Origin of the sequence: Adlercreutzia shanghongiae (assembly GCF_035830635.1) — a bacterium.
In the GTDB taxonomy this organism is placed as follows: domain Bacteria; phylum Actinomycetota; class Coriobacteriia; order Coriobacteriales; family Eggerthellaceae; genus Adlercreutzia; species Adlercreutzia shanghongiae.
On sequence record NZ_JAYMFI010000016.1, the window covers coordinates 1 to 24749 of the forward strand.

At 57.0% G+C, this 24749-nt stretch carries 21 protein-coding genes; 15 read left to right on the plus strand and 6 right to left on the minus strand.

The genetic code is table 11. The annotated features are described in order from the left end of the window. Positions 1–236 precede the first annotated feature (236 nt). Positions 237–578, minus strand: a complete 342-nt coding sequence (locus VJ923_RS08420; protein WP_407651373.1) for an ArsR/SmtB family transcription factor — start codon at positions 576–578, stop codon at positions 237–239. A 308-nt stretch (positions 579–886) separates the two neighbouring features. Here VJ923_RS08420 and VJ923_RS08425 point away from each other — a divergent pair, with 308 nt between their 5' ends. The 10 genes from VJ923_RS08425 to VJ923_RS08470 all read left to right on the plus strand — a co-directional run bounded on the left by VJ923_RS08425 (position 887) and on the right by VJ923_RS08470 (position 12356). Further along, positions 887–1264: a sulfurtransferase gene (locus VJ923_RS08425; RefSeq protein ID WP_326440477.1), complete on the plus strand. Its 378-nt coding sequence runs from the start codon at positions 887–889 to the stop codon at positions 1262–1264. Positions 1265–1453: 189 nt separating this feature from the next. Then, entirely contained in the window at positions 1454–2332 is an 879-nt protein-coding gene (locus tag VJ923_RS08430) for a tyrosine-protein phosphatase (protein WP_326440479.1), read from the plus strand. Between the two features lie 88 nt (positions 2333–2420). Beyond that, positions 2421–4025, plus strand: a complete 1605-nt coding sequence (gene guaA, locus VJ923_RS08435; protein ID WP_326440481.1) for a glutamine-hydrolyzing GMP synthase — start codon at positions 2421–2423, stop codon at positions 4023–4025. Between the two features lie 86 nt (positions 4026–4111). After that, positions 4112–4783, plus strand: a complete 672-nt coding sequence (locus tag VJ923_RS08440; RefSeq protein WP_326440483.1) for a Fic family protein — start codon at positions 4112–4114, stop codon at positions 4781–4783. A gap of 388 nt (positions 4784–5171) precedes the next feature. Continuing rightward, complete coding sequence (locus tag VJ923_RS08445; protein ID WP_326440485.1) at positions 5172–6311, plus strand: cell envelope integrity protein TolA; 1140 nt, start codon at positions 5172–5174, stop codon at positions 6309–6311. A 236-nt stretch (positions 6312–6547) separates the two neighbouring features. Continuing rightward, positions 6548–7102 carry a hypothetical protein gene (locus VJ923_RS08450; RefSeq protein ID WP_326440487.1) on the plus strand — a complete coding sequence of 185 codons (555 nt, stop codon included), beginning with the start codon at positions 6548–6550 and terminating at the stop codon, positions 7100–7102. Continuing rightward, complete coding sequence (locus tag VJ923_RS08455; protein WP_326440489.1) at positions 7093–7971, plus strand: hypothetical protein; 879 nt, start codon at positions 7093–7095, stop codon at positions 7969–7971. Before VJ923_RS08450 ends, VJ923_RS08455 begins: the two co-directional genes overlap by 10 nt. A gap of 1019 nt (positions 7972–8990) precedes the next feature. Further along, positions 8991–10010, plus strand: coding sequence for an ABC-three component system protein (locus VJ923_RS08460; protein WP_326440491.1), 1020 nt, complete (start codon positions 8991–8993; stop codon positions 10008–10010). A 2-nt stretch (positions 10011–10012) separates the two neighbouring features. Continuing rightward, positions 10013–10546, plus strand: coding sequence for an ABC-three component system middle component 2 (locus VJ923_RS08465; RefSeq protein WP_326440492.1), 534 nt, complete (start codon positions 10013–10015; stop codon positions 10544–10546). Further along, on the plus strand, positions 10527–12356 hold the full coding sequence (locus VJ923_RS08470) for a hypothetical protein (RefSeq protein WP_326440494.1): 1830 nt from the start codon (positions 10527–10529) through the stop codon (positions 12354–12356). Before VJ923_RS08465 ends, VJ923_RS08470 begins: the two co-directional genes overlap by 20 nt. Positions 12357–12912: 556 nt before the next feature. On the opposite strand, the gene VJ923_RS08475 is transcribed toward VJ923_RS08470, so the two are convergent. Together VJ923_RS08475 and VJ923_RS08480 are read right to left on the minus strand one after the other, a co-directional pair. Then, positions 12913–14547, minus strand: coding sequence for a hypothetical protein (locus VJ923_RS08475; RefSeq protein WP_326440496.1), 1635 nt, complete (start codon positions 14545–14547; stop codon positions 12913–12915). A 1-nt stretch (position 14548) separates the two neighbouring features. Further along, positions 14549–14812: a helix-turn-helix domain-containing protein gene (locus tag VJ923_RS08480; protein ID WP_326440498.1), complete on the minus strand. Its 264-nt coding sequence runs from the start codon at positions 14810–14812 to the stop codon at positions 14549–14551. A gap of 100 nt (positions 14813–14912) precedes the next feature. Between VJ923_RS08480 and VJ923_RS08485 the strand changes: the two genes are divergently transcribed. Then, the gene (locus VJ923_RS08485) at positions 14913–16004 is read left to right on the plus strand and encodes a DNA cytosine methyltransferase (protein WP_326440500.1); all 1092 of its coding nucleotides are present in this window, start codon (positions 14913–14915) and stop codon (positions 16002–16004) included. A gap of 208 nt (positions 16005–16212) precedes the next feature. Here the strand turns inward: VJ923_RS08485 and VJ923_RS08490 are convergent, their stop codons facing one another. Then, the gene (locus VJ923_RS08490) at positions 16213–17124 is read right to left on the minus strand and encodes an FRG domain-containing protein (protein ID WP_326440502.1); all 912 of its coding nucleotides are present in this window, start codon (positions 17122–17124) and stop codon (positions 16213–16215) included. A 295-nt stretch (positions 17125–17419) separates the two neighbouring features. Between VJ923_RS08490 and VJ923_RS08495 the strand changes: the two genes are divergently transcribed. Next, on the plus strand, positions 17420–17926 hold the full coding sequence (locus VJ923_RS08495) for a hypothetical protein (RefSeq protein WP_326440504.1): 507 nt from the start codon (positions 17420–17422) through the stop codon (positions 17924–17926). A gap of 432 nt (positions 17927–18358) precedes the next feature. After that, on the plus strand, positions 18359–19393 hold the full coding sequence (locus tag VJ923_RS08500) for a VanZ family protein (protein ID WP_326440506.1): 1035 nt from the start codon (positions 18359–18361) through the stop codon (positions 19391–19393). A gap of 91 nt (positions 19394–19484) precedes the next feature. Here VJ923_RS08500 and VJ923_RS08505 read toward each other — a convergent pair whose 3' ends face one another. Together VJ923_RS08505 and VJ923_RS08510 are read right to left on the minus strand one after the other, a co-directional pair. Continuing rightward, complete coding sequence (locus VJ923_RS08505) at positions 19485–21005, minus strand: ATP-binding protein (RefSeq protein ID WP_326440508.1); 1521 nt, start codon at positions 21003–21005, stop codon at positions 19485–19487. A gap of 253 nt (positions 21006–21258) precedes the next feature. Then, positions 21259–21777, minus strand: a complete 519-nt coding sequence (locus VJ923_RS08510; RefSeq protein ID WP_326440510.1) for a hypothetical protein — start codon at positions 21775–21777, stop codon at positions 21259–21261. A 246-nt stretch (positions 21778–22023) separates the two neighbouring features. On the opposite strand from VJ923_RS08510, the gene VJ923_RS08515 reads away from it, so the two are divergent. Then, complete coding sequence (locus tag VJ923_RS08515) at positions 22024–23787, plus strand: SulP family inorganic anion transporter (RefSeq protein ID WP_326440512.1); 1764 nt, start codon at positions 22024–22026, stop codon at positions 23785–23787. Between the two features lie 393 nt (positions 23788–24180). Further along, a complete protein-coding gene (locus VJ923_RS08520) occupies positions 24181–24624 on the plus strand; it encodes a YbaN family protein (protein ID WP_326440514.1) in 444 nt (147 codons plus the stop codon). The last annotated feature ends 125 nt before the right edge of the window (positions 24625–24749 follow it).

A 24749-nucleotide genomic window follows, 5' to 3' on the forward strand; every position in this document is an offset into this window, starting at 1 on the left:
CGGCTTCCATCTTCGCGGCGCAGTTGGCGCAGTCCAGGTTCTCTAGCTTGAATGCCTTTCGCATGGCGGTTCCTTTCTCGTTCTCGCTCAATGGTGGCTGGGGGGCTTTCAGTGCTGTATGTCATAGTGCCGTGTGTCATCCTGAGCGGAGGCCGAAGGCCGGAGTCGAAGGATCTCGGTGCTGCTCGTAAGATCCTTCGACTCGCTTCGCTCGCTCAGGATGACACGGGTCGGGCTTACTCGCAGACGTGGGTGATGCCCTGGGCGAGCATGGTGAAGACGTGGTCGTCGGACAGGGAGTAGATGACGTTTTTGCCGTCGCGGGCGGCTTTCACGAGGCGTGCCTGCTTCAAGGTGCGCAGCTGGTGGCTGACGGCGCTTTGGGTGCAGCCGACGGTGGCGCTGATGTCGTTTACGCTGAGCCCGCCGCCCATCAGGGCGAACAGGATCTTGATGCGCGTGGTGTCGGAGAACGCCTTGAACAGGTCGGCCACGTCGAAGAGAAGCTCCTCGTCGGGCATTTCCTCGAACAGGGTGGCGGTTGCCTCGCGGTTGCAGCCGCAGGGGCAGTCGATCATCTGGGCGCAGGCGGTTTCCACGACCTTTCCGGCTTCCCTTTCGATAGCTGTTGTTTCGCTCATCAGTACTCCTTGTGAACTTTCAAACATATGAGCAACTGTTCATAAGTATAGGCGCCGCCATCGTTCTGTCAAGGGGAGGATTAAAACGATTCTTTTGGAGGGTCAAAGGGAGGGAAAGCGTAACGGGGCTGTCGCCACGGGGCGCAAGGTCGGGGGTACCATCGGGGAAACGGCGCGCGCCGCGCAGAGTCATCGGGCTAACGACGCGCGCTGCGCGTGAGTGATTGAGTTCGAAAGGTGTTGCTATGAAGGCTTACAAAATCGTCGATGCCGACTTTGTGAAGCGGGAGATCGGGCGCATGCCTCTGGTGGACGTGCGGCCGCCGCTGCGCTACGACGAGGGGCATATTCCCGGGGCCGTGAACGTCAGGCTCGATGTGGCAGCTGCTTCCGACGACCCGTCCGAGGAGCTGGCCGAGATGTTTCAGGAAGACGGCATTTACCCGGAGGACGCGGCCATTGTGTACTGTCAGATTGGCGTGCACGCGAAAATCGCCTGCGACTATCTGGCGTCGGAGGGCTATAGCAATTTGTACCTGTATGCCGGCAGCATGAACGATTGGGCGAGCGATTCGGCGCGTCCGGTGCAGCGCTCGCAGGCTGCCTTCGCGAGGGCTTCCTAGGGAGTGCTGGCGAGCATTGTGCGCTTGCTGTCGCGACGCGGCGCTGCCTGCCCGTATAGCTTTGCGGGCGCGCCTTTTGTGTCCTGCGGCGCGACGAAACGATGACAAGGGCCGTCTGCCTGTGGCGGGCGGCCTTTTCCTGTTCTACTATGGGACCATCAACCGACGAGCGCGAGATAGGGGAGGCCCATGGGTACGGAAGGCAAGCAGGAGCAGACCATGGAAGCGTCTCGGAAGCTGGATTTGCCTGAAGAGGTTCCTGGGTTCCCGGAGTTCGGGCACATTCCCTTCGAGGGGCTGCACAACACGCGCGATTTGGGCGGTCTGCCCGCGGCCGATGGGCGCCGCATCAAGCCGGCGCTGCTGCTGCGGTCGGGCGCGCTGCACAAGGCGACCGAGCAAGACCTCGCGCGGCTTCTGGCCGACTATCATCTGGAAGGCGTGGTCGATTTCCGCACCGAGCTGGAGCGCGATAAAGAGCCTGACCCTCGCGAGCTTATGGAAGGCGTGGTGTTCTACGATTTTCCGGCGCTTGCTGGCGAGTCCATGGGCATCACCCACGGCGCGGGGCTCGCGAAGGACATGAAGACGCTGGAGGCGGTGAAGGCCCAGCCCCACGAGATGGTGAAGAAGATGTACCCGGAGATTCTGCTGGGCGATGCGGGGCTTGTGGCGTACCGCTCGCTTCTGAACGTGCTTCTGGAGTCGGACGGTGGGGCGGTGCTGTGGCACTGCACCGAGGGCAAGGACCGCGCCGGTTTGGGTGCGGTGGTGGTGGAGCGCGCGCTCGGCGTGCCCGAGCCCGATGTGCGCGCCGACTATCTTGCCACCAACTTGTTCGCCCGCACGCGCGCCGAGGGCATTCTGGATGCTCTGGCCGCGAAGCTGCCGGCTCTGCGCGGGCTGGATGCCGATATCGATTCGTTCTTCTACGCCTACGCCGACTACTACGATGCTGCTATGGACGCCGTGGCCGACGCGTTCGGCACCTTCGACGCCTACCTTGCCGAGGCGCTGGACTTCGGCCCCGAGAAGCAGGCGGCCCTGCGCGCGAAGTATTTGGCGTAATTCAGCGATATTTCATCCCGCAGAAATATGCCCCCGCGTGCGGAGGTGTAAAATCGCCCTCGAACATTCCGCAACCCAAGGAGGCACCGTGGCCGAGTCCGCAACCCCGGAACAGATTGTCATTGTCGTCGATTTCGGCGCTCAGTACGGGCAGCTCATTGCCCGCCGCGTGCGCGATTTGCACGTGTATTCCGAAATCGTGCCGTGCGATATCACGGCCGAGGAAGTGCGCGCTATGGCGCCCGCGGCCATCATCTTGTCCGGCGGTCCGGCCAGCGTGTACGCGGAAGACGCGCCCTCCATCGACCCGGAGATTCTCTCGCTCGGCATTCCCGTGCTGGGCTTCTGCTACGGCCAGCAGGCCATGGCCGTGGCGCTCGGTGGGGAAGTGGCCCACACCGAGAAGGGCGAGTACGGCCCGGCGGTCATCACGCGGGCGGTCGAGTCGGCGCTGTTCGACGGCACTCCCGGCGAGCAGACTGTGTGGATGAGCCACCGCGACGCCGTGAGCCGCGTGCCCGAGGGCTTCTCCGTCACGTCGCGCACCGAGTTGTGCCCGGTGGCGTCGATGGAATACCCTGAGCGGCGCCTATTCGCCACGCAGTTCCACCCCGAGGTGCGCCACACCGAGTTCGGCCAGACGCTGCTGCGCAATTTCCTGTTCGGCGTGTGCGAGCTTGAGCCCGATTGGACCATGGACTCCATCATCGAGGACTCGGTGGAGGCCATCCGTGCCGAGGTGGGGGACGACCGCGTGATTCTGGGCCTTTCGGGCGGCGTGGACTCGTCGGTGGTGGCAGCGCTGTGCGCCCGCGCCATCGGCAAGCAGCTGACCTGCGTGTTCGTGAACCATGGGCTGCTGCGCAAGGGCGAGCCCGAGGAAGTGGAAGAGGTGTTCACGAAGCAGTTCGACGTGGACTTCATCCACGTGCACGCCGAGGAGCGCTACCTGGAGCTTCTGGCCGGCGTGACCGACCCGGAACAGAAGCGCCGCATCATCGGCACCCAGTTCTGGAAGGAGTTCTTCGCCGTGGCGGAGGATCTGGCTCAGGATGGGCGTCCGGTGAAGTACCTGGCCCAGGGCACCATTTACCCCGACATCATCGAAAGCGGCGCGCGCAAGACCGGCGGGAAGGCGAGCACCATCAAGTCGCATCATAACTTGATTCCGTTCCCCGAGGGCGTGCATTTCGACCTGATTGAGCCTTTGGACCACTTCTTCAAGGACGAGGTGCGCGCGCTGGGCACGGCGCTGGGCCTGCCCGACTACATCGTGCACCGCCAGCCCTTCCCGGGGCCGGGTTTGGCCATCCGCATCATCGGCGATGTGGACGCCGAGAAGCTGGACATCCTGAAGAACGCCGACGCCATCGTGCGGGCGGAGCTGGACGCCTACAACGAGCGCCTGTTCGTCGAGACCGGCGAGCGCAACAGCGAGCACGCCGTGTGGCAGTACTTCGCCGTGCTGCCCGACATCAAGAGCGTAGGCGTCATGGGCGACGAGCGCACCTACGCCCGCCCGGTGATTCTACGCGCCGTAGAAAGCTCGGACGCCATGACCGCCGACTGGGCCCGCCTGCCCTACGACGTGTTGGCCCGCATCTCCGGCCGCATCGTAGCCGAGGTCCCCGGCGTGAACCGCGTGGTGTATGATATCACCAGCAAACCGCCCGCAACGATCGAGTGGGAGTAGAGGTCTCCCTCTTTTGCTCGATGCTTGATCGCATTAACGGGCGCTCTCTATAACGAGGGCGCCCGCTTCATTATGAGGAGCGCCCCGTGTATGCCCTGCAATTCATGCGCGATCACCAGGCCTATTTCGAAGACTACGTGACGCGCAGCACATACCACTCGAACGCCATCGAGGGCAGCACGCTGTCCTTCGCCGAGACCTATGCCATCCTCTGGAACGACAATACTCTGAAGGTGACGGCTACGGCTCGCGAGCTGTACGAGGCGATTAACCATAAGTACGCCCTGGCCACGGCCTCGGAAAACATGGACAACCTTCTTTCGGAGCGGCTTATCAAGGCCTTAGCGCGGGATATCAACCGCAACATAAGCGGCATCGACGACTATCGTCGCGGTCAGGTGGTCATTCGCGGGGCGGAGCACCTGCCACCGGCCGCCAACCAGGTGAACCAGCTCATGATGCAGCTCGTGTACGAGTACAACCACGATGAGGAAGGGGATCCCTTCCTGCGCGAGGCCCGCTTCCATATCCGCTTCGAGAGGATTCATCCCTTCGAGGACGGTAACGGCCGGACAGGTCGCATCCTCGTAAATCGCGGTCTCATGCGCGCTGGCCTCGCCCCGGTAGTGATTCCCGTGGAAGAGCGTGCTGCCTACATGGACTTGCTGGCACGCAGCGATTACGACGGCCTGGCCGCCATGCTGCGCCGCCTGTCGGAGGCGGAGACTGAACGTATGGGGAGGTTCGCCGAACTATAACGGCGCTTGGCGCAAGGGATGAAAGCTATTCCGCTTTCGGAAGGTACTTCGTCATGAGCTCTCTGGGGATGTGGCAGTAGTCGTTGGGAAACTTGTCCAGGTGGTCCTGGTGCTCCTCGGCGCTTGGGATGTAGAAATACGCGAGCGCGCTAGTTGGCTAACGACAGGTATGTGTCGTTAGCGCAGCTGTTCGCTTTCTAACGACTAATTATCGCGAAAAAGTGTCGTTAGACTGTCGGCGAAGCTTGCGACGACGGTCAAGCGCCCCGCATCTCTTGCTGGCTGATAGCGGTTGGCAACTCCGGTCTAAACGATCTACAGTATTGGAAGGGAGGCACCGTGCTACCTATCAGGTTGGTGGCATGCGTTGAGGCGAAGGTGGAACGAGATGAGCGATGTCTGGGGAGAGAGCCTGCCGATTCTCTACGGCAGGAGCGTTGCGACTGGTGAGCTCGTTCATGTGGACGATGCCCCGAACGGAAAAGCGTGTGGGTGCGTGTGCCCCGATCCAGGATGCGGCCAACCTCTCATCGCCCGCAACAATGGCAAGAAGAAGATCCATCATTTCGCCCATATCGGTGGCACGTGCGCATGGTCGGCCGAATATCTGCTGGCCGAATTGACCTTGGAAGTCATAAAAGAGCGCGGGCACGTTTGGTTCCCGGAGCTGTCCTACGAGGCACCTGGAACGCATCGCCTGGAGATAATTTCGAAGGGCATGGAGTTGCCGGTGAGCTGTGCGAAGAAAATTGAGGCGGAGGGTAGAAAAGCCCCGGTTATTGCCGTGGAGGTCCGAACATCCCGTGGGTGTGTCCGATACGTATTCGTCCCCGAGCTCGCGCATGTTCTCAGCGGCGAGCAAATCGCGAGTCTTGGACAAGAGTGTCGGGGGATTGTCAGGATTGACCTTCGTGGCCTGATGCGCTCGATGAAGGCCTTGGAAGGAAAGCACTACGACCGGGAGGAACTTGCGGTCAGAATCCAGAGCAAAGAGGTTATGGAGGAGCTGCTGTCTGGGGGGCGCCAGCGGCATCTGAGTTGGGCGTGGAACGTCAAGGCAAAGGAACTCAGCGATCAGGCGTGGAAGCTCTATGAGCAGCGCAAGGAAGAAGAAAGACAAAAGGCAGACGCAGAGAAGGAGCGGAGAGCCGCCATCGATCAGGCGAGGCGAGAGAAGGCGTGCCTAGCGGCCGCCAAGAGGGCCGAAGAAGAACGGGCGCAGCTGGCCCAGGCGGCAAAGGCGGCAGCAGAGATGGAGGCAGCGCGCGAGGCTTGGGAGGAGGCGCATCCCGTGCAGGGGAGGGCGATACGCGATGAAGCGCGTCGCCAGAAGTCCCTCAGCAGCATGGATCGCGCCCGCGAGATAATGGCCCCTATTGTGGACGATGCGCGAAAGCCCGCAAAGGATCTAGGCGGCAAACGATGGTACCGCTGCGAGAAATGCGGCAAAGTGGGCCCAGCCGACGAGTTCGCTATCGGTGACGTGGGCAGCATCTGGAATCACGGAGTGTGCCTTGAGTGCGTTTGAGTCTCTTTGGCAAGGAGTGTAGCCCCAGCGCAAAAAAGTACGTCGTTCAAGTACAATGCATTTTAGCGTCTGTTTAATCTTGTGGGAGTTACTGCGACTTTGTCAAGCGATTAAGGGGCAGGAGCAGGCGCGCCGCGCGCTTGACTGCCGCGAGCTGAGAGCTTGACGAGGAGGGAAAAGCGCTGACGTGGCCCGTATCTACCGCGGGATAAATGCAAGAATCGGAGACAAACGTTATGGGCTTAGATGCAACTGTGAGATGTCGGTGCTTCGAAGGGGGCAAGCTGAAGCCGGGTCCTGTTCCAGTCGAAGACTTGTACATCGATGAAGACGGATGCCTCTCTTCCAGAACGCTTGATGAGGCGTACAGGAAGTACGACACCAGAAGATTCTATGCCCGCTATGACGGCCTGGAGCGGGCGTTCGATGCGTGGCTAAGCGATTGCTGCGAGCATGAGGGCGGTGAGTACTGCAGCGAATGGGTCAGCAATTGGGCGGGCTGCGCTCAGTTCTGCTCGTTGGTGAAGGAAGCTGGCGGAGAGACACGGTTTCCTCTTCTTAGCAAGCTCCTGCCCGATGACAATGGTGGTATCTATCCTGCGGAAAAGGCGAGGGCTACGTTAGCGGAATTGGATGCGTTTATCGAGATCGTAAGCAATACCTCCCAGTGGCCATTTCCGAATCGTGAGCCTGAGTCGATTCTCTCCGAAGGCAGGTACTGGACCGCAGAACGCATAAGAGAGCTCCTTGTTGCTTCAATAGCAACAGGAAATCCGATTAGGTGGTGCTGAAAGTGCTGGCGCTAAACATTGTCGAGGACGGGGATTCCGTGGAGATCCCGAAGGTAGGGTACCGAGATCGGGTTGAGCTGAACTGCCAGACTGCCTACAACAGATCCATCGTGGAAAAGGCATTGAGATGCGGCTGCTTCCATTGCGGAAGTACTTTTGCGGGCTCGGATGTGACAGTGTGGCTGTCTGAGTGCGACGGAGAGGATTCTGCTTGCTGCCCCTTCTGCGGTGAGGACGCCGTCATTGTTGGGACAAAGCGGTTCCCCTTATCAACGGCTCTCTTGTCCATTCTCTTTATGGAATGGTTCCCTGAAGAATACGAGGCAGCGAAAGAGAACTTCACGAACGCGCCCGAGTATTCGAACCGCGATGACTATCTGCGAAAAGGCGTGCCTTTTCGCTACGAACGGGGCGAGCGAGAGTTCGTGGGCGAGGTTGGTCTTTGGGTTGATTCTGTCTTCAGTGCAAGTTGGAACGAGGAATTCGATAGTCTCCTGCCGGTGAGGGAGGAAGAGCTGGAGTTTGCAGACGCAGGTGGTGAGGTGAGCGTGAAGGCGTGTTTCGATGATGAGGGCTGCTACACATGTGAGATAAAGAGCGCATCGGGAAATCTGCTTCCGTACGCCCCGTGGAGCGGAAGGGATCAGGATCTTCTTCTCGATTTGTCCAATCGGTATGGCGATGACCTGAAAGGTCTTATCGTGGATGGCGGTTTTGGAGGTCGTATGCGCCTGTACGTTGAGCGCGAAGCTGAAGCCGAGATGTGCTCGCGTCCTCTGGATATCGAGATCGACTGGATGCCTGGATGGGACGAATCGCAAATAGAGAAGGTGAGCAAGGCCTATAGCGAGGCAATGGGCCTAGAATGATCGTGCGGCTAATGCTCTTGTTGAAAGAAACGGCAGAACAATACCGAAAATGGTATCGTCCCGCCACAGATATCGCGCTTGCGGGAGTGAAGAACTCCAGTGCCGTGAGCATCCTGGGGCCTGAGTTGAGCTTTAGCCCCTCCTTGCTCTTCACCTTTTCCTTCCTGAAGGCTCGCTGGCTCATATGCTTGGCCGTGCTTTTGGCATCCTTGAGCCTGCAGGAGATGATGCCCAGTAGCTTCTGCTTTAACCCTTACAGGTATTCATGGACTCAATTTTTCTTATAGAAAATTACAAGTTACTGTGTATTATGATGGCGTTTTGCTAGCCAAAAATATATCGAATAAAGTCAAGGATAATGTCCTTTAGGAGGTATATTATCAATGTTTTCGCAAATGCGAGAATTGCTTTCTGGACACGATGAATTCTGGTCCCACTACAATTGTTGTCAGCGTTCTTTTTGCGCGTACTGAATTGGCAAGCTCGATGATCTGAAGCCTTGTTCGCTGTCGAGCGTTTGCACCGATTGTGGCGCTGTAGACATTCGAACTCTTTCCCTATCATGCACAGTTGTTCACGCTGCCAGGCGCTAGTAGGCTGAGCCCGCATATCTCGTAGCATTTGCTTGGTAAGTTTGTCATTTTTGCCTTCGGACATGATTGCCTCTTTCGCGTTGGAGGGGAGATCGCTGTTGGCTCATCCATAAGAAAGCAGCCATCTAACGACTTCCTCGACGACGCAGAAGCCTCTTTGGTCGGCCGCTGCGTTGCTGTTTGTAGTGCCTGTGCTCCAAAGTAAGCTGGCGCTACCATTCGCCAAACAAAAGTGCTGAGAACACTGATTTCAGCTAGGCAATACGAAACAAGTAGGTATGTTTGTGCGCCATCGCTGCTAAACTATTCTCTAGCGTTTTGTTCTGCGCGAATGCAAGTCCAGAATACGGACTCTGAAAATTTCAGGCCGGACATAGGCAGACCGAAGTAGACAACTTTTGTCTGGATTATCGAAAGAGGCTCAATATGCGCTTTTGTGAGATTGTCCAAGAGCTTCGCATTTATCTTCCCAGAAAACGTTCGCAAGGCGATTTCGTTATCAGTCTCGTTGACCTTGTTCTTCGCGATCCCATGGATAATGAAGAGGCTAAGGAACAAGCAGAGGAAAAATTCAACCCACTCAAGAATCTAGAATCCGACACCTTAAGACGCTATTTCAAAGGCGAGAAGCTTATATCGAAAAGCAATGCTAGCATTATTTGCAAGCGTTTTGATGGCGCGAATCTAACCAGCATGATCGATGATTTGCCCGAATCAGAGCGGGAGCCTTTATTGGAATTCCTAACCGTTAATGGATTCAAGGTTGAGATGAAAGATTTGGGTTACGCCTATTCCCATGTCCTCGGTCAGATTTTTCGTGGCCTTGTTGACGGCAAGGATGGGGTTGATATTGAGCTTGACTTATATGGCAAGCCCGCAATAGCTACTCTTGCATCAGAGCGCGTTTACTATGACAGAGAGAAAAGAACGATAGTTGTAGATGGCGACGCAATTAAGCTTCCAGAGGTTTTCTCCATGGATGCTTTCCTCGAAGAGGAAGCTGATCAACCGCATAAGTTCATCGAAGAAATACTTCGTGCTTACGCCGACTCCGACAGCTCTTTGGGTCGCAATGTGGAAGACGTGTCGTCCTTGCCTATCAAATTTCAGATCGATTATGAGGGGCATGTCGAAGCGTTCGTCAGCGCGGAGGGCATCCGACGCTCAGTACGCGATGTTTACTCAGATGGCGAGAACCAGTTCGATATATTAAAAGATGATGCTTACAACAATGTACGGCTCACTTATTACGATGATTCGCACGAAAATGGCTATAGACGCTTACGTTCGGTTACCAATCGCGCCGCCGACGCAAAGCTTGATAAGTCCACGCTCACATCGTTTACTAACCTTATTGGCTCTCAAGAGAAGTGGGGAATAGTTCATGTCCTTGTAGAAGATGGCCGCATCCCTTCATGGGTTGATCCGTACGAAGGGAGCATCTAGCTATGAGCACGAGCAAAGAAATGGATTCCTTGAACCTTTTCAGTATGGCGTACGCTGATTGGAACGAACGCAAAACAGGTGTTTTCAATTCTCCATTTGAAAACATGCTACGCATACTGATTCTGCTGGAGGTCGTCTCCGAACCACTCAATTTAGACAGGATAACGGCACTGGACTTCTTGGGTGTTTATGGTCGAAGATGGGACGTCCTCGACAAGAACCTACATGGCGACAATCCCTTTGATTTTGCCGAATTCACTCACAAGCGCATCGTCATGAAACATGCTATATTCTCAGCGATAAAAAAAGATTTCATTTCAATATCTGCTAATACTCGAGGCATTCAATACGAAGTCAATGATCGCGGCAAAGCGGTTATAGCCGCTATCGACTCGAAGTATGCCACTGAATACCGCGCCGGCATTGAAGCTGTGCACGCCCAAATTGGCGATTACACGGATGGGGATCTGCTTTCTTACATAAACATGAAAGCCATTGAAATGGGGGCGAGCATATATGCCGAGCTTTTCGATTGAAGAACTGCGCATCAAGGGTCCCGAAAAGGAAGACGCTGTCATCGGTTTCTCCGACGGTTTTAACCTAATTTGCGGCTGGTCTCAAACCGGTAAGACATGGATTCTTAAAAGCATCTACTACCTGTTCGGTTCCGAAGGAAGACCGTTCAATTCGCGGACGGGTTACACGACTGTCGAAGGAACTTTTAATACCGACCTTTACGGAAAGATAGTCGTAACGAGGAATATCAACGAAGACGTGGCCGTCGTTTTCGGCGCCGATGAAAGTATTGCAGGTATTTACGCAACGAACTTCAAGAAAAAGAAAGACGTCTTTGGGCACCTCGATAACTTTTGGTTGTCTGTCATTGGAGCTGAAGAGAACATCAAGGTTCCGAAAAATGGCCGCTACGAAAGAAGGCATCTCAGCTGGACTAATATAGCTAGCATTTTCTTCATAGACGAGCATGAAGTCGCGGAACCTAAATCCGTCATATTTAAGCGTAATAAGACAGAGACATACGATGCTGCAACGCTTCTGTACCTTCTTAATGGCGAATACGCTAAAGGTGAAGAGAAGATTCTCTCCAAAGGAGAAAAGCGGGCATCCAAGAAATCGCTGGAGGAGTATTTTGACGAAGAGGAAGGTGTTCTTATTGCCGAGAGAAGTGAATGCAGGGAGCGCATAAAGAATCTCTTGACGGATGACTCTAATGCGGCTGCAAAAGACGTTAGCGACGAAATGAGTCTGATGCAGCAAGAGATTGACATGCTCGTTGATGAGCGCAAAACCATCGAGACGGAGCTTCCAGCTCTCCGTAAAGAGCGTATTGACCTCGAATTGAAGATTGACAGAGACGAAAAGCTTATTAGTGAATATAAAGCTGACCTCCAAAGGATGGACTTCATATCTCAGGGAGAACAGGCTGCTGCGTCTCTTCCCGAGAATACGACTTGTCCGTTTTGCGGCGGCACATTACACGAAATTCCCGAGAGCTTCACTGAGGGGATACGCGAGGAGAGCAAACGAATTGTTGCTGAGTTAGGCGTTATCGTCGAAGCACAAGAAGTTTCTCTTAGACAACAAAAAGCTGTCGAGGATAGAATCTTCGTCTTGGAGGAACGGGAGGCAGAAATCAAAGAGCGCATCGATGAGCGTGCAATAGATTTGTCCGACTTCGACTCCTCTCTTGCTGTTTTTGGTGAACGCGTTTCCCTTGAGGGCAGGATGAGATTCATCAATGAGAAGCTGGAAGACATCGCAGCACGACGCAAAAACCTTAAGAAGGATAATCCCGACAAAGCAGAATTCAGGCCAAAAATCGCAATAGAAAACTACGTAGGTGAGGATTTTGACGAACTTTTAGTCGAGATGCTTGATGAATGCAATTTCACGGATGGCATCCCGTCATGGGATTTCACGAAATTTGACATCATGATTGACGGTATCCCGAAATCCGACGATCAAGGCAAGGGTCGTTGCTCTTTCTTGAATTCCATTGTTGGTCTGATGCTCTACAGGTATTTCAATTCCTCTAGCGCCTTGTACCACCCAGGCTTTCTCATCATCGATACGCCTCTGCTTGGTTTTGATGAAAACCCTGAGGGCGAAGATCGCTACCTTAGAGAAGGTCTTTACAAATGTCTTATGAAATATGCCGGCGATGGGCAAGTTATTGTTGTTGACAACATCAAAGTTCTCCCAAAGATTAATTTCATCGAGAAAGGTGTTCCCCTGACGCTGTTCGATAAAGACAAGGTCGAAGGTGGCACATCTTACGGCTTCATTCCAAATTTCAAGAAGGATATCGATAAAGAGGGGATGGATTAATGAAGATTTCTTATAAGATTCTTTAGATTAAACTTATAGAGTTGAATTTGATCAAAAGCTAATTGGCGAAGAAGGTGCACATTGGTCCAGCTTCCATTTGCCAGACTCAGCAAGGGTTCTAAGATAACGGTCGATCTCCTCTTGCGTAGCCGTGAAGCTCCCGGTTGCGATATTGGCGGTATCATCGCTAAAGTTATATGAACCGAAAAGGTGCGAAGAACTGCTACTGATAAAAAGTAGCTAAAAGATGTGATTGCTTGAGTCGAGTTTAAAGTGTCACCGCTGGCAGAAATCACATTAGTGCTAACATCAAATAGTGGGGTGTGGGCCTGTTGTCGGCGTCATCGCCGATGACGCCCGACGCAAGGATTGCAAAGTTGATTGCGCTTAAAATCTTTAGTAGGGCTCTTCGCGCTTGAGATCTTGAGCAACGATTCACCATCTGCATATTTTGGTTCCGCTTTACGCTCGCCTTAAACGGCTGCTTCACCGCTAAGGAAAGCCGAAAGCGCTCACAAGCCAATTCTAAAAAAGCGACAGAGCACCGCTCGGCCTCTTACCCAGCAAACCCAAGCCCAGTGATCTCCTGGTAGCGTCGTTTCAGCGTGTACGAATCGGGGAGTCTCGAAATCCTTTGATGAATCAATTCGTCAAAACTCGGCAGGTCTTCAGCTACCGCGTCGATACCGCCGGCAGCGTCGAGCAAGTCGAAATACGTCAGGAATCGGAACTCAAAAGGAACGCCTTCGATCTCCTCGGTGTAACCGTTACGGAAGTCGACAAGTCGTGAGATGTCATGAGCGACATACGTGACGCTAACGGTCATCTCGTAGGGCTCGTTGCGTAATTCCGCTTCATGTTTGTGGTACAGCACGGTCTCATGTAGAGAGTTGATATGTGCTTGTATGTACTCGTCTCGCAGGCCTCCGCCATGCGCTTCGTATGCCTCGATATGCGAACGGTTTGAAAGCTGCAGGTATTCGACGTCACCGTATTTGCGTCCTGAGGCGTTTGTTTCGTTGACGGAAGAGCCAAGGCCTCTCGCGAACCAGTCCTCTTCCGGGTGGATGCAACGGGTGAGGAAGTCTACCAAGCGTTGGTCGAGGACGCCTCTGGTTAGGCTGTTCGCTGCGCTAACGAATCCGATGAAGGTCTTGATAGAATCGCCATCAATCGGCTTCAAGGGCGTCTTTGTCTGACGGGAGTCGGCGATGAGGATTAGATAGCAACGAATGACGTGGGCGACGCGCCTTCTCGTCGTGTAAGGCAGTTCTGCCAGGATGCCAAAGGCGTCAGCAAGCATGATCGAGCCGTTTCCGGTTTGGCGGGAAAGCTTCGTCTCGGCCCATGCCTCGTCAAGCGCATAAACGGACTTGGCATTGTTGAGATACGGATTCTCCTGGGTGGGGTGATACATGGAGTTCCAAAGGGCCTTCACGTTGCCCGAGCGGGGCGCGCATTCGTAAATCGCCTTGCCGGGGAATCTGTCGACCATTTCAAGCGTAAGCAATTCGAAGTAAAGCATAAACTGATATGGCTCGAAGGGAATGAGGCCGAGTTCGATGACGTCATCGGCAAGTGCGTCGCTCCTCGAGAAAGACCCGAGGAGGCCTCTGAACGTATCTCCGGCGTCCTCAGGTTCGGTATCGCCGAACAAAGCGGCTACATCCATGACGTCTGCATCGTGTATTGCTGCGATCCTCTCAGAGCTGAAAGGCGGATTGATGCCGATGGAGCTAATTACTGCGCTGATCGCATCAAAAGTTGCAGCGGGGACGTTGAGAATGGCTCTGATCCTATCGAGGCCAAGGTGCTGCTCCACAACGAGGGTGCGAATGAGCGGAGCGCAACCGATTAAGGCGATTGCGTGGCTTCTCGCCATGAACTGCTTCTCCTCGAGCTTTTCTTCAAGCTTGAAGTAGTTATTCGCGAGTTCTTTCATCTCGTGATCGACGCTGACGGCAGCGCGAACAACGTCCTTCAATTCCTTTGAAGGCTTAGTGGGGTTCTCCAGCCAGAACCTCCACATCTCGTTGAACCGATCGGAGATCTCTCCAATGGGAATTCTAATATCCTCAGGAGCATTCTCGTAATAGCTTACAACCAACTTCGCGGCTCCCTCCATCGAGTCCGGGTCGATGGGTAGGGACGCCGCCAGGAGTACTTCGGAGATATCAGATATGTTTGCCATGCTATTCATCAATACGCTCCCATAAAGGCTGCGGCTCGTGCACGAGAAGGTCATCAAGGTCGTCGCCCACCGCACTGAGGGTTAATCCGCAGGCGCAGAGGACCTGAGAAAGCTCGGAAACAGTTATTCGCTTGGAGCCGTTCTCCAGTTTCGATATCGACGCCTGTTGGGTGCCCAGTGCCTCGGCGAGCGCCGCTTGCGACATCCCTGAGCGCCTCCGCCATTCAGCAATGAGTCGTCCAAGGGAAAGGTTGAAGTCGTCCACTAGGGCCCCTTTCCGGTCGCAGTCAATACCTGTATATGATATCATTCCATGAGCTCATTCTAATCTGGAATGAGCTCCACTTTTCAGGAGGATTATCTTAATGAAGCGTTTCGTCAGTCTTTATTCGGGAGCGGGTGGTCTGGACCTCGGCTTCATCGCCGCTGGGTTCACCCCCGTGTTCGCGAACGACATCAACGCAGATGCCATGAAGACCTACTCTGCCGCGATGGACGCGATCTCGAAAAAGACCGGCAAAGCGTTGAGTCATAGGATAGTCACTGGAGACATCAGAGAGGTCGAGGAATTGCCCGAGCGAGGCTCGGCGGAGTTGGTCATTGGCGGGCCGCCCTGCCAGGGCTTCTCGGTTGCGGGAAAGATGGACCCGAACGATCCCCGTTCCCGTCACGTTTTCGACTTCCTCGGCATGGTCGAGAGGGTCCAGCCCCGGGCTTTCGTGATGGAAAACGTTAAGGCGCTCGCCAAGAACAAGCGCTGGGCGGGAACCATCGCCGACATCCGCAAGAAGGCGAAAGAGATCGGCTACGAAACCAAACTCGAGGTGCTGAACAGTGCCGACTATGGTGTGCCACAGACGAGGGAGCGCATGTTTCTCGTTGGAATCAAAGATCCTGGCATTGAATATGATTACCCTAAACCGACAGTCAAAAAATGGCTGAGTGTGGTTGACGCCCTACGTGGGCTGCCTCCCCTCGGAGAGCCGGGCAACGACCAAACCTGCAAGGCGAGGGTCACTACAGCAAAGAACCCTGTGCTGCGCCCTTCGCCGTTCGCGGGCATGCTCTTCAACGGCCAGGGCCGTCCGATGGACATGGACAAGCCCTCGCCGACACTCCCCGCTTCAATGGGCGGGAACAGGACGCCGATAGTCGACCAGGAGACGCTTGAAACCGGTGCGCCCCAATGGGTCGAGGAATACCATGCAGAACTCCAAGGTGGCGGCAGCGTCGTCGACAGCGTTCCGGTCAGGCTTCGACGCATCTCGGTCCAGGAAGCTGCGGCCATACAGGCATTTCCCCGAGATATGCCATGGTGCGGCTCGCAGTGCTCCCGATATCGCCAAATCGGCAATGCGGTTCCTCCCAAGATGGCTTTTGCGGTCGCTCTGTCTGTCGCGAAAGCTCTTGATATGGATTTAGAAGCCAATCCCTCTCTGCTCGACGAACTTGGTTGAGGGGGCCTTTCGCCCCTCGTGCTCTCTATCGCCGTCTGCTGCGTTTATGGTGGCCTCTCCTGTTGGGGAGATGCGCTGAGCATAATGGGCGTGCGGATTGCTGGAGTGCTAGAGCCACCGAATTTCTCTAGTCGGCCTTCTTTGGGTATAAATGTTTCCAGATTGTGCTTCCAAATTGCTCAACAGTTGGGTTCACGATGTCCTTTAGCTACGCTTTAACCCAGCTCATATGGTCTTTGGCGAACCGTCCCGATTCTTCGCAAATTACATCGACGCTGTCGGAAAAGAGCATTGCGCGAGTTATACCCGCACGTTTTAGTTGCGAACTGATTGAAGGTTTTGCGCTGCCGCGTATTGTGATTCTACCAGCAACGATTTCGTGGTCCTTCGACAAAGGGGATATGTTCTCGATAAACAAAGGGCCGTGGTCGTCTTCGTCGATGTCGTTGGGGAACAAGATGAAGCTAGATTGCTGGATTCTCTGCCTGTCTGAATGATGGTAGGAATGAACGAAAAATGGCGCTTTGCAGCATTCGTGTACCCATTGACCCCCTTTGCGGCCATCGCCAATGCAGCTTTCCACTAAGCCTTTTTGCTCGAGAAAATAGGGTTGCGCTTTCACTCGTTCATAAAAAAACTCAAGATGGTCGTATGAGCCCTGAATCATGCGATAGGAATCTGCAACGGCCATGTCTATTGGATAACGTTCTGTCTCTCGGTCAACAGGCGCGAAGGCCAAGACCTCTCCGTCGGCATCCAGATTGCTTGTGGCGGCAAAATAGAGAGCAACGAGAGGCGAAGAGGTGATATCAAGGAGTCGGGTGGGTGCCCCATGGTGTTGTAGAAAAGCGAGACGGTCGAGGGGTGTGTTGAGTTTGCGGGTAGTTTCCGGGAAGTTCTCTTCAACGTACTCTACAATGCGTCTCTCGAATCCAAATGGAAGATTGCAAACGCCGCTGATCTGACGACCAAGTGAGGGCATCAGCTGGTAGCTGACCTTGCCTTGTCCTCTGTAATATAGCCGCTTCGGTATGAGTTCGCGGACGAGCCCCGAATTTAATACTTCGATAGCTTCAATGAATTCGCATAGGGTAGAGACGGTGCGAGTGACTTGTTTCATATAGGTCTCCGTTAGATGTTGCCGATGTGCCCGACAGCTTTTTTGCAAATTATGACGCTTTTGAATGAATGGCCATGTTTATGCTAGCACTAGAATCCTCGAGCGGAACGAATGATTTGGATTGGCCATTGCCAGAGCCGGCCCTCGCCTTCAGTGGACTCTTGCGGTCTAGGAGCTAAGGAGTTGGCGATAAGGTATCAATCTCAAATCGAACCTGCTTACCTGCCAAGTGCAACTAGTGACGCCTGCTATGGTGGACGCCATCGAATGGTCGGCGCGAGGAAGAGGTGGTCGCGTGGAATTCACATCGGCTAGTGCCAACAAGTACCTGCGGAGGCTGCAGGACGAGAAGGATCGGCTTCTGCGGACCGAGCAGGAGGTGAGCACTTACGTGCTCGCAGAAGGGGAGGCGGTTGAGCCTCCTGCCTACGACTACGGAGCTGTGCGCGAGAAGGTTGCGCAGATCGACGCCCAGGCGCGGGCCATTCGCCACGCCCTGCACCGGTTCAACATGCAGACGGTTCTGCCCGAGCGGGGCATCACCATCGACGAGGCCCTTATCCTGCTCGCGCAGCTGTCGGGGCGCAAGGATCGCCTGAACTCGCTCGCCTCACGGCAGCCCCAGGAGCGACTGGGCAACCGGTACTTCGGCAGCAGCAACGGGCCCATCGAGTACCGTTACGCGAACTACGACGTCACCCAGGCGGAAGCGGACTACCGCGCCGTCGCGGACGAGATAGCCGCGCTGCAGCTTGAGCTGGACCTGGTCAACCAGACGGAGGTTTTCTCGGTCGAGCTGTAGGGGTTCGCCCGTTTTCCGGATCTGCGGCTCTTTCCGCAAGGATACTTTGGAACGTTGCGGTTTCGCGTTGGGGTTGTCGGGTAGTTCGTTGTCGGCAGTGCCGTGCGGTTTTGAGCGTTGGCGTCTTGCCGGAAGATCTGGCTTCCACCCATTCCGCCGCAGATCGAAAGCTTCGGGCTCCTCCCCGCGAGGCCGCCCGCGATGCCGAAGCACGGTTATAGGCATCACCCTATTTGGCCGTGCCGCGCGAACAGCGGGGCGCCTGTCACATGAGCAGCGCGCTAGATGCTCGCGGCTGCGCATCTTCGCTTCGGGGACGAAGCGCGCGAGCGGCCTGTTCTTCCGTGTGCGCGATGGGTGCTTGTGGTACCCTTTTCGATTATGGGCGAGGTCATCAATGGGTACATAGCTACTTTCAGCGGGAGTTTCAATGTGGCGGTTCTGGTGTGGCCGTTGCTGTCGCTGCTGCTCAGCGTGCCTGTGCTGGTGGCGCTGTACCGCCGCGACGGGTGGCTGCCGCTGACCACTATGTTCGCCGTGTTTGCGAGCATTCTCTACGCTGCCGGCCTCGTGTGCTTCACGCTGTATCCGCTGCCCACGGGCGATGCGGGCCCGGGTATCACCTACGGCATCCCGCCCATTCTGGATCCGCTCAACTTCATCCACGACATCGCCGAAGGCGGCGCCCGTGCGGTATTCCAGCTGCTGTTCAACATCGTGTTGTTCGTGCCGCTCGGCTTCATTGCGCGAACGCTTCTGAAGCTGAAGCTGCCGCTTGCGCTGGCGTTGTCCTTCGCCACGACCTGCCTTATCGAAACAGCGCAGCTCACGGGGCTGTTCGGGGTGTACCCCTTCGCGTACCGGACCTTCGATGTGGACGATCTTATCTGCAACACGCTCGGCGGCCTGATCGGCTGGGGTCTGGGGCATGCGGCCGCGAGGCTGACCCAGCGCGAGGCCGAGGTGCTGCCGCCGGTTACCCACAGCCCCGGCTTCGTCCGACGCGCGGTGGCGCTGTGGACCGACGCTATGATCATCGATGTGTGCGCGGTGGTGCCGCGCCTGGTGATGGCGGCTGGCCTGAGACTGCTGATGGGCGATGCCTTCGACGAGGCTCTTCTGAACTGGGTCAACGGCGCGATGTGGGCGGCCTGCTACGTGATTGCCTTCGTGGTGGTGGAAGTGGTCGTCCCCTGGATGCGCGACGGCAGCACGCCGGCGGGTCTGTTCTATCGCATGTCGTGCGAGACCCGACGGAGGGTCGGTGCGTCGCGGATCGCCTTTTACGCGGCGCGGGCGGTTGTGCTGCTGCTCGTGCTGAGGCATCCGCTGTACGCGGGGCTGCCCCTCGCCGCCTTCTACCTGTTCGCCCGCAACATGCCCTACGACTACATTCCCGCAGGAAAGACTGCGCCAGCCAGCGATGGGGAAGAGGCACCGGATATGGTGGAAGCCGCCCAGGCGTAACGCGGGCGCTCATCTTGCTGGAAGATCCCGGCTGCCACCCATTTCGCCGCAGATCGAAAGCTTCGGGTGCCGCTCTGCGAGCCTCCTTGTTCTAGCGTAAGCGGTACCTTGTCCCGCGCGCTGAGCCCTCGGATGCAATAATGCCCATGCCCAGCAATTCGGCGATAAGCCCCTTAGCCTTGGTCGGCCCGCAGTTTAATGTGGATTCCACGTCTCGGCGCGTAAAACCTCCCTTTTCTTGGGCAACTTTTACGATTTCCGAGAGATCGTGGGAGAGAGCAGGTTGCGGAGCGAACGCTGATAGCTGGGCCGAGGTGGAAGATGCCGGAGCGAGGTTTGTCTCGGAGAGGGGGCTGTCGCTGGGCGCGTCGGTGTGCGGATAGAAGGCGGACAGCTTTCCTGTGTAGACTTTCACCATCACGCGATCCGGGTTGATGAGCTCCTCTATTTCGGGTGATGGTGCGCCGGCCGCTTTCGCAGCGTTTCTCATCACGTCGAATCCGCTTCCCATTCGCTCGCAAGCGCTGATAAGCCCAAACATTCGCATCAGAGTAGGATTGCGTGCGTCCGAAATTCCACCCGCTCTTACTACATCGAGCGCCACGCGTGAATTACCGGGATTGGCTATTTCGATCCGGTCAGAGTACCTCAGGGCGACGATGCCCCTTCTCCCATAGTAGTTCGAGTGAACGAGTGCGTTAGCGAGCGCCTCTCTTATGGCGGCATGCATCTCGGTGTCTTCGATGCGCTGGAGATTGTTGTCGAGGGCGAACGGTTTTTTAAGGCCGCCGGTCAGTCGCGGTAGCGCTTCGGTCCAGAAATCGAAAATGTTTCCCGTCCATGTTCCGTCTTGCGACGTGATGCGATCTGCCCATCGGCGCTCGTGGCTCGCTTCGCGATAGTCTAGGAAGTAGTTCGCGTATTCCTTTGCGATTTCGTGCTCAAAACCGAACATGAGAAGGCCGGCACGCGTTGGATGAAATTCTCCCTCGCCGTTTGTTCGTCCAATGGCGTTCAGCTTCACGAGGAATTCCTCGTCATCGAGCCTGAGCCACGGGTGGTTCGGTCGGGCAGCTGATACCACGGCCCGATATCGGTTTACCGTATCCCACGAGAGGGCATCGAGCGAAAACTCTTCAAGTACGGCATCATCGAGCGGTTCGTTGCTCGCCTCGCGAATCATGGCAACGATTTCTTCGGATGAGCAGCGATAATCTCCCTCGCCGTCTCGGCGATAGGTCCCCTTTTCCCGATTGCCGCCGATATAGATGGGTTTCAAATGCCGGTTGTCGCGAGGAACTTGTATGCGGATAATGGCGCAGTCGTTAATCGTCTCAATGGTGATCGAGTCATCCGTGAGAATGTTGGCGCTGACTTTCGAGGGGTTATGCACTCCGTCCCAGAATTTCTTGACGAGCTGTTCGGGGTTCGGGACTCCGACGTATTCGACTTCTCCTCCGGGGGTTTCTTCCGCGCCGAGGATGATCAGGCCGCCGTTGGTGTTCGCGAAAGCAGAGTAGGTTTCCCAGATGCTCTCGGGCACGCCACCTTTGGCGCGCTTTGCTTCCAGCTGGCTGTTCTCGCGCAATGTTTTCACGGCGGTATCTCTCATGTTGCCCTATCTCTCGGTTGAGACTCTGCTGGCATTATCGGTCGTTATCGGTCGTTATCGGTCGTTATCGGTCGTTATCGGTCGTTATCGGTCGTTTCGCCGCTTTTATAATCACGCGCGCTAAAACTCGTTAAAAGAAATCAAGGACGCAGGCGCCGCTCCTAGCAATTCCCCACGTAGACGTGCTTCAAGTAGCGGCTCGCCACGTCGGCGAGTTTGTGCACGGCCGCAATGGGAATCCTGGCAACCCCGCCTACCCGCGGGAGGCGGGACGACGGAGAGCGGTGGCGACGCTGCGGCCCTTGGTGCGCGCGGCGCCCATGACGGCGGTGGCGCCCCCGAAGTCGAGCCCGGTGATGATCTTTACGAGTTGCAGGAACAGTATGAGCACGAGCAGGGGAATCAGGCAGCTCGTTACAATCATGACGGCCAAGGTGTCCACCATGGTGTTCAGCTGCTGCCCTAAGCTGTCCAGCGCCTGCTGCGCGCCCTGGGTCAGGCCGTTCCACCCATCCTGCACGGCGCTCGCGATGCCGCCGAGCAAGCCCTGGTCCTCCTGCGGCTCGGCCTGGGTGTTCTCCTCCAGCTGCTGGGTGGCCTCTTGGGCCGCGGCATTGGAGGCGGCAAGCGTCTCGTCGAAGGTGGCGTCCACGTTGTCGGTGAGCCATACGCTCACGGGCACCACGAGCGCCAGCGCCAGCCCGAATGCCGCGAGCTTCGCGCCCAGCCGCTGCAGGTTCACCCGCGAAAGCGTTCCCCGTTGCAGGAACACCGCGACGGCTCCTTCCCTTGAGGGTCTTTCCGTGAAAGTACAATCGGCACTCGCGCGCATCAGCGCTGTCCAGCGATTTGATTGCGTATTGAAACCAGGCGCCGCCCTTGTGGTACCTGGCGGAAGTGCCGCCGCTTTCGCGGTCAACCGTTCCCCCGACTGACGTGGGATTCTGCCTTGCCCACCCCCAGGCCGAGCGCTAGAATGCGGCCTCGCGTCTTCTCGCACACTGCCGAATCAGAGGTATTGCCGCCGCGTGGAACCTTCCTCGCGGTGCGCCGTCGCGTGGGGCGCGCCCTGTCCGACGACCCGAAGAAGCGAGCCATGCAGCAGCGCGACAAGATCAAGCCGATACTTTTCAGCATTCTCAAGCATTCCAGCAAGGAAGAGCTCAAGCAGCAGATACCCCGCGACATTGTGGCCGGCATCGTGGTGGCCGTGGTGGCCCTGCCGCTTTCCATCGCCCTGGGCATCGCGTCGGGAGTGTCGCCCGAGCAGGGCCTCTACACGGCCATCATCGCCGGCTTCCTCATCGCCTTCCTCGGCGGCAGTCGCGTGCAGATTTCAGGTCCCACGGCGGCGTTCGCCACCATCGTCGCGGGCATTGTGGCCACCGACGGCATCGAGGGACTCATCGCGGCCACCATCATCGCGGGCATTCTGCTCATCCTGATGGGCCTGTGCAAGCTGGGCGCCGTCATTCGCTTCGTGCCCTTCACCATTACCACCGGTTTCACGGCCGGCATTGCCGTCACGCTCACCATCGGCCAGTTGAAGGACTTTCTGGGGCTCACCTACCCCGACGGCACCGTTGCCGTGGAAACGACGGAGAAGCTGGCTGCACTGGCGAGCAACATCGCCACGGTGAACGCGCAGGCGTGCGTGGTGGGTGCGGTGTGCCTGGCCATCCTGTTCCTGTGGCCCCGGGTGTGCGAGCGCGTTCCCAGCTCGCTTGTCGCGCTGCTGGCGGGCATCGCCATGGTGAGCGTGCTCGGGTTGGACGTGCGCACCATCGGCGATTTGTACGTTATCGACAGCGCGTTGCCCGCGTTCCATATGCCCCAGCTCGATTGGGCTCTGTTCCGCAGCCAGCTGGCCAACGGCGTGACCATCGCCATCCTGGCCGCCATCGAGTCGCTTCTGTCCTGCGTGGTGGCCGACTCCATGATCAGCGCGCACCACCGTGCCAACACGGAACTGGTGGCGCAGGGCATCGGCAACATCGCCTCGGTGCTGTTCGGCGGCATTCCCGCCACTGGCGCCATCGCCCGCACCGCTGCGAACGTGAAGGCCGGCGGTCGCACGCCCATTTCCGGTATGGTGCATGCCCTGGTGCTCGTGGCGGTGCTGGCGTTCCTCATGCCCTACGCGGCGCTCATTCCCATGCCCACCATCGCCGCCATTCTGCTGTACGTGGCCTACAACATGTCCGGTTGGCGCAACTTCGCGCACCTGTGCCAGACGGCGTCGAAGGGGGCGGTGGCCACGCTGGTGCTCACCTTCGTGCTGACCATCGTGTTCGACCTGGTGGTGGCCATTGCCGCGGGCATGCTCATCACCATGGTGCTCTTCCTGAAGATGGTGAGCGAGGAGACCGAGGTGAAGGGCTGGAAGTACTACTGCGACGAGAATTCCGAGGTCACGCACTTGCGCGAGCTGCCGAAGAGCGTGCGCGTGTACGAGATCAACGGGCCCATGTTCTTCGGCATGACCGAGCGCATCGCCGACATCTCGGTGAAGGAGTTCACGAAGTACCTGATCATTCGCATGCGCGGCGTGCCCTCGCTGGATGCCACGGGCATGAACGCCCTGGAGAACCTTTACGCGTACTGCGATGCCCACGGCGTGCGCCTCATCTTCTCGCACGTGAACGAGCAGCCGATGCGCACCATGCAGCGCGCCGGCTTCGTCGATCTGGTAGGGGAGGAGCACTTCCGCAGCAGCATCGACGACGCCATCGCCCACGCCCGCGAGCTGCTTGCGGAAGAGTCGACTGCAGCGGGCGAGTAATTGCCGAATTGCCAGCGGTGACAAAATCTATACGCTGTGCGCATAAAAATCGACTTATATAGACATTCAAAGAGGCGTGTCGCACATTTTTAGACTTATATAGGCATCGCTGGCCTTTCCGGCTGACTGCGATGTCTATATAAGTCGATTTTCGCGTACGGGAGGGCCGTTCTACGTCACGAGAGAATGCGTGATTGGCAAATCGGCCCGGTTTAGGAAATCGAAGCTCTCCTTGGGACGCTGCGGACGGTTTCGGGCACCGAAGGCCGCCGGCGCCCGCGCCGCCTGTGGCCGAATAGCCCGTATGGGGGATGCGGTCGGGCGCAGCCGTTCCGTATCATAGGCTCACGATGGAAGATGGGTGCCCAGCGCCCCGGCGTGAAGGAGCTTCGCATGCGCATCATCAACGGGGCCTTGGGCCTGCTGTTCTTCGGACTGGGCGCTCTAGGCGCCGTGCTGCCCGTGCTGCCGACGACGCCGTTTCTGCTGCTAGCGTCGTTTTTCTTCCTGCGCAGCTCCAAGCGCCTGGACGATTGGTTCCACGGGACGCGCCTGTACAAGCGCTATCTGGCCAACTTCATGGAGAACCGGGTTATGACCCTGCGCACCAAGTTTCTGTGCATGGCGCCCGGCGTGGGTATCATGTCGGTGCTCGCGGTGGTGCTGCCGCAGTGGTGGGCCAAGGCGCTCCTTGTGGCGCTCGTCATCTTCGAGCTGTGGTACTTCGCGTTCCGCATCAAGACCATCTCGGTGGATGAGGCGCGCCGCCGCGGCGAGATGCGCCTTGCGGAAGCCGCGCCCGCCGACGAGCTGGTACCTGCGGGCGCAGGGGAGTAGGCTCCACGAACGCCCATTACAGTTTGAAGTGTAGTTAATCCGACTGCTTGAGCAGCCCGCCCGGACAGTCGGATTACGATTGACATATGTCCCGAGGGACTGCCGATCGGGCGCCCGCGGACGGC

Excerpts from the sequence above, each read along its gene's own strand:
- VJ923_RS08420 (WP_407651373.1), bottom strand. The coding sequence starts at position 578 with ATGATCGACTGCCCCTGCGGCTGCAACCGCGAGGCAACCGCCACCCTG.
- VJ923_RS08470 (WP_326440494.1), top strand. The coding sequence starts at position 10,527 with ATGCCGAGCTTTTCGATTGAAGAACTGCGCATCAAGGGTCCCGAAAAG.
- VJ923_RS08505 (WP_326440508.1), bottom strand. The coding sequence starts at position 21,005 with ATGAGAGATACCGCCGTGAAAACATTGCGCGAGAACAGCCAGCTGGAA.
- VJ923_RS08460 (WP_326440491.1), top strand. The coding sequence starts at position 8,991 with ATGCGCTTTTGTGAGATTGTCCAAGAGCTTCGCATTTATCTTCCCAGA.
- VJ923_RS08475 (WP_326440496.1), bottom strand. The coding sequence starts at position 14,547 with ATGGCAAACATATCTGATATCTCCGAAGTACTCCTGGCGGCGTCCCTA.
- VJ923_RS08450 (WP_326440487.1), top strand. The coding sequence starts at position 6,548 with ATGGGCTTAGATGCAACTGTGAGATGTCGGTGCTTCGAAGGGGGCAAG.
- VJ923_RS08445 (WP_326440485.1), top strand. The coding sequence starts at position 5,172 with ATGAGCGATGTCTGGGGAGAGAGCCTGCCGATTCTCTACGGCAGGAGC.
- VJ923_RS08520 (WP_326440514.1), top strand. The coding sequence starts at position 24,181 with ATGCGCATCATCAACGGGGCCTTGGGCCTGCTGTTCTTCGGACTGGGC.
- VJ923_RS08430 (WP_326440479.1), top strand. The coding sequence starts at position 1,454 with ATGGGTACGGAAGGCAAGCAGGAGCAGACCATGGAAGCGTCTCGGAAG.
- VJ923_RS08425 (WP_326440477.1), top strand. The coding sequence starts at position 887 with ATGAAGGCTTACAAAATCGTCGATGCCGACTTTGTGAAGCGGGAGATC.
- VJ923_RS08485 (WP_326440500.1), top strand. The coding sequence starts at position 14,913 with ATGAAGCGTTTCGTCAGTCTTTATTCGGGAGCGGGTGGTCTGGACCTC.
- VJ923_RS08465 (WP_326440492.1), top strand. The coding sequence starts at position 10,013 with ATGAGCACGAGCAAAGAAATGGATTCCTTGAACCTTTTCAGTATGGCG.
- VJ923_RS08490 (WP_326440502.1), bottom strand. The coding sequence starts at position 17,124 with ATGAAACAAGTCACTCGCACCGTCTCTACCCTATGCGAATTCATTGAA.